The sequence below is a fragment of the Burkholderia sp. Tr-862 genome (assembly GCF_011753085.1).
GTDB classification, from domain to species: Bacteria; Pseudomonadota; Gammaproteobacteria; order Burkholderiales; family Burkholderiaceae; genus Burkholderia; species Burkholderia ambifaria.
The window spans coordinates 1-4,642 of sequence record NZ_VWWG01000279.1 but is presented as its reverse complement, the minus strand read 5'-3'; the positions used below and the strand labels follow the sequence as shown (position 1 = coordinate 4,642).

Below are 4,642 nucleotides of genomic sequence, written 5' to 3'. Positions count from 1 at the left end.
CAGCCGGACGATCTCGCCGTTGATCCATTCGACTTCGGTCGCCCGGCGTGCGGCGAGATCGTCGGACATCGACGAACGCGCGAGCGGATCGATCGCGAGCATCCGGCCGCCCAGCGCGCGAAACGCGGGATCGGGGAGCTCCAGCACCGCGGGAATCCATGCGGCCGGCAACGGCGTGAGCCGCGCGGGCCGGATCGCCGCGCGGGACAACACGTCCAGCGCTTCGCGCTGCGCCAGCGCGACGCAGCGCCGGTACGCGCGTTGCGAGAGTTCGTCGCGCAGCGGCAGGTTCGCGAGCGCATTGACCGCGTTGTTCAGGTTCAGCAGCAGCTTCACCCATTGCACGGCGCGCATGTCGCGGTGCAACGCGAGCGGCAGCCCGGCACGCGCGAACGCGCCGGTGAACGGCCGCAGCGCAGGCGACGCCTCGGCCGCGAGAGCGCCGGTCGAACCCTGGTGAAACGCGCCGGACCCGCGCTCGATCACGTTGAACGGCACCATGCCGGCCAGCACGGTCGCCTGCGGCAGCGCATCGCGCAACACGTCGGCGTTGGAGAGGCCATTCTGGAAACTGACGACAACTGTGCCGGGCCGCAGCACGCCGGCGAGCTGCGCCGCGGCGTCATGCGTCGCGGCCGACTTCACCGTGACGAGCACGAGCCGCGCGGCGGCCGCAGCGGCCGGATCGGTCGAGAACGCGACCTCGGCCGGCTCGAGCGTCGCGCGATAGCCGCGCGAGTCGGTCAAGGTCAGGTCGTTCGCCCGAATCGCGTCGCCGATTCGGGCGCGGCCGACGAGCGCCACCGGCGTACCGGCCGCCGCGAGCCGGCCGCCGAGATAGCAGCCGACCACGCCCGCGCCGAACACGCAGACGGGCGCGGCCGACGTGTCAGACATGCGAATGCGCGCCGCCGTGGACGGGCCCCGAGCGCCGCTCGACTTCGCGGCGCACGTCGCCGCGCAGGCCCGCGAAGAACGCGACTTCGGCGACGACGAACAGCGGCCCGACGATCAGGCCGACCAGGTCGTCGACGAACGCGGGCTTGCGCCCCTCGAACCAGTGCCCGACGAACTGCACGATCCAGCCGAGCACGAACGCACCGATGCCGATCCCGAGCCACTGCGCGGTGGGCAGCAACGCGAGCGTCTGCGCGGCCCACAGGCCGAGCGCGAACAGCGCGGTCATCACCACGCCGAAGCGCAGGTCGAGGCGCAGGTAGAACACCACGGACGCCACGGCGAGCAACAGCGCAAGCGACAGCGCGACGCCGGCCAGCGTGCCGAGCGCCGGCCGCGACAGCAGCACCTGGACCGCAAACACGATCATCGGAATACCGACCAGGTGCGTCGCGATGTTGCGCGCGTCGCGATGGTAGGCCGCATACTGGGAAAGGTGGTCCTCGAGCGTCTTCATGGTGTCTCCTGAACGATCATTGAGCGCTATGATGCGCGTCACGCCCGAGAACCTCTGTCAGCTACCCGACATCGCGTGCCCATGCCCTCGTCGCTCGCCCCCTACCTGCCGCAGATCGAAGCGCACCCGTGGTTCGCCGCGCTGCCGCCCGCGTTGCGCGAAGACCTGCTCGCCCGCGCCGCAGTGCGGCGCCTGCCGGCCGGCCACGCGCTGTTCCGCCGCGGCGACCCGCCATGCGGGCTGTATGCGGTGCTGGCCGGCTCCCTCACCATAGGCGCGGTGGATCCGCAGGGCAAGGAAGCGCTGCTGATGGTCGCCGAACCCGTCACGTGGTTCGGCGAGATCGCGTTGTTCGACGGCCAGCCGCGCACCCACGATGCGATCGCGCTCGACGACACGCTGCTGCTGCACGTCCCGCAGGCCGCGCTGCTCGCGATTCTCGACACGACGCCCCAGTACTGGCGGCAGTTCGCGCTGCTGATGGCGCAAAAGCTTCGGCTGAGCTTCCTGACCGTCGAATCGATGAGCGTGATGCCGGCCGCGCAGCGGCTCGCCGCGCGGCTGCTGATGATCGCCGAGGGCTACGGCGGGATCAGTGCCGGCCGCACGCACATCCGGCTGTCGCAGGAAAAGCTTGCGGCGATGCTGTCGCTGACACGGCAGACCACCAACCAGCTGCTGAAGGCGCTGCAGGCCGACGGCGTCGTGCGGCTGCACGTCGGCGAGATCGAACTCGTCGACGTCGACGCGCTGCGCCGCGCGAGCGGACTGCCCGGCAGCACGGACTGACACCGCCGCGCAAGCGCAGCAATACCGCAAGCGCCGCAACCTAGCATTCCCGCCGTCATGGCATTGCGCTATCGTGGCGGCTCGTTCACCCTCCCCCGATCCGCGCTTGAGCACGTCGACCGTCACTGCTCCGTCCCGCCACGCCTGGCCCGTATTCGTCGCGTTCCTGCGGCTCGGCCTCACGTCGTTCGGCGGCCCCGTCGCGCATCTCGGCTACTTCCGCGATACGTTCGTCACGCGGCGCGGCTGGCTGACCGAGCGCGCCTATGCGGATCTCGTCGGGCTGTGCCAGTTCCTGCCGGGGCCGGCGAGCAGCCAGGTCGGGATGGCGATTGGCCTGTCGCGCGCGGGCTATGCGGGAATGTTCGCCGCGTGGCTCGGCTTCACGCTGCCGTCGGCGCTGCTGATGATGCTGTTCGCACTCGGCGTGCATGCGACGGGCATGCCGGTCGCCGCCGGCGCGCTGCACGGGCTGCGCATCGTGTCGGTCGCGGTGATCGCGCAGGCGGTGTGGGGCATGGCGCGCACGCTGTGCCCCGATGCGCGCCGCGTCACGCTGATGGCGATCGCGGCCTCCATCGCGCTGCTCGTGCCGGCCGCGTGGCTGCAGGTTACCGTGATCGTCGCGGCGGGCATCGCCGGTCTCGTGCTGTTGCCGCAGCCCGAGCGCGGCGCGCACGATCCGTTGCCGCTGCATGTGTCGCACCGCGCGGGCGTGCTGTGGCTCGCGCTGTTCGCCGCGCTGATCGTCGTGTTGCCGTTCGCGGCCAGCGCGTTCCATTCGAACACGCTCGCCGTCGTCGACGCGTTCTTCCGCACCGGTGCGCTGGTGTTCGGCGGTGGGCACGTGGTGCTGCCGCTGCTGCAGGCCGCCGTCGTCGCGCCGGGCTGGGTCGGCGATTCGGCGTTCCTGGCCGGCTACGGTGTCGCGCAGGCCGTGCCGGGGCCGCTCTTCACATTCTCGGCCTTCCTCGGTGCTTCGCTGCGCGACGCGCCGAACGGCTGGCTCGGCGGGACGATCGCGCTCGTGTCGATCTTCGCGCCGTCGTTCCTGCTCGTGGCCGGCACCGCGCCGTTCTGGGAACGCCTGCGCCGCAGCACGCGCATGCAGGCCGCGCTTGCGGGCGTGAACGCGGCCGTCGTCGGGCTGCTGCTCGCCGCGCTCTATCACCCGGTATGGAGCGACACGATCACGTCGCCAGGCGATTTCGCGGCCGCACTCGTCGCGTTCGTCGCGCTCGTGTTCTGGCGCGTGCCGCCGTGGGCGGTCGTGATCGCAAGCGCGGCGATCGGGTGGTCGTCGGGGATGATCGCCTGATCCGGCGAATGTCGGGTGTCGATTCACGTCCGACAAAAACAAAAAAGCCCTCGTCACGAGGGCTTTTTTTGGGGTGCCGCGCGCCGCATAGGCGCGCAGGACACGTGGACTTACGCGAAGTTCTTCGCTGCGAAGTCCCAGTTCACGATGTTCCAGAACGCTTCGACGAACTTCGGACGTGCGTTGCGGTAGTCGATGTAGTACGCGTGTTCCCACACGTCGATCGTCAGCAGCGCCTTGTCGGCCGTCGTCAGCGGCGTTGCGGCGTTGCTCGTCGACACGATGTCGAGCGAACCGTCGGCCTTCTTCACGAGCCATGCCCAGCCCGAACCGAACGTGCCGACCGCTGCCTTCGAGAACGCTTCCTTGAACGCGTCGTACGAACCCCACTTCGCGTTGATCGCGTCGCCCAGCGCGCCCGACGGTGCGCCGCCGCCGTTCGGCGACAGGCTGTTCCAGAAGAACGTGTGGTTCCAGATTTGCGCGGCGTTGTTGAAGATGCCGCCCGACGACTTCTTCACGATCTCTTCCAGCGACAGGTTTTCGAATTCCGTGCCGGGGATCAGATTGTTCAGGTTCGTCACATAAGCCTGGTGATGCTTGCCGTAGTGGTACTCGATCGTCTCTTTCGAGATGGTCGGCGCGAGTGCGTCTTCAGCGTACGGGAGCGGCGGGAGCGTATGAGCCATGGCGATTCCTTCGTTGAGTATGTAGGGAGGCTGTGTTGGATGCTGCCGAGCGTCCGATTGTAGGCGAGTCCGAATATCCCCGCAAACTCACGGGCATTTATCCGCGGTATGCAGAAAATCGCCGTTGGCGCTTCATCCGGCAGGACGAGACGACGATGCGCAGCATCCGTTCCCGCGCGCGGCGCAACCGCTAGATCCGGGACGCCGGGCGCGCGACCTTCGCTTCGCGTACGCCGTCCTCGTCAGATCGAATCGGTCAGCCGCGGCTGCACGTCGGCAAGCGACACGTCGGCCGAGCCTTCTGCGAGATGCACGGTCAGGCGGCGCTGCGGCTTCAGCGCGCTCGGCGCGCGCACCGCGCGGCCGGTTTGCGCGTCGATCAGCGCCGCGTAGCCGCGCTCGAGCGTGCGCTGCGGGCTCAGCACCTCGAGC

General features: G+C 69.3%; 5 protein-coding genes and 1 pseudogene. 2 read left to right on the top strand and 4 right to left on the bottom strand.

Features of this window, described 5'->3' with window-relative positions:
• Together F3J14_RS33645 and F3J14_RS33640 are read right to left on the bottom strand one after the other, a co-directional pair.
• The coding region (locus tag F3J14_RS33645) for a 2-dehydropantoate 2-reductase (RefSeq protein ID WP_166726586.1) at nt 1-897 on the bottom strand (897 nt) is incomplete at its 3' end.
• Nucleotides 890-1,414: an Mpo1-like protein gene (locus tag F3J14_RS33640; protein ID WP_166726585.1), complete on the bottom strand. Its 525-nt coding sequence runs from the start codon at nt 1,412-1,414 to the stop codon at nt 890-892. The genes F3J14_RS33645 and F3J14_RS33640, both read right to left, overlap by 8 nt.
• 81 nt (nt 1,415-1,495) lie before the next feature.
• Here F3J14_RS33640 and F3J14_RS33635 point away from each other — a divergent pair, with 81 nt between their 5' ends.
• Nucleotides 1,496-2,203: a Crp/Fnr family transcriptional regulator gene (locus F3J14_RS33635; RefSeq protein ID WP_166726587.1), complete on the top strand. Its 708-nt coding sequence runs from the start codon at nt 1,496-1,498 to the stop codon at nt 2,201-2,203.
• Nucleotides 2,204-2,309: 106 nt separating this feature from the next.
• A complete protein-coding gene (chrA, locus tag F3J14_RS33630) occupies nt 2,310-3,521 on the top strand; it encodes a chromate efflux transporter (protein WP_166726584.1) in 1,212 nt (403 codons plus the stop codon).
• A gap of 110 nt (nt 3,522-3,631) precedes the next feature.
• Here the strand turns inward: chrA and sodB are convergent, their stop codons facing one another.
• Both sodB and F3J14_RS33620 read right to left on the bottom strand, forming a co-directional pair.
• Nucleotides 3,632-4,210, bottom strand: coding sequence for a superoxide dismutase [Fe] (gene sodB / locus F3J14_RS33625; protein ID WP_014896247.1), 579 nt, complete (start codon nt 4,208-4,210; stop codon nt 3,632-3,634).
• Nucleotides 4,211-4,452: 242 nt separating this feature from the next.
• A pseudogene (locus F3J14_RS33620) lies at nt 4,453-4,642 on the bottom strand (exodeoxyribonuclease VII large subunit); the annotation flags it as partial.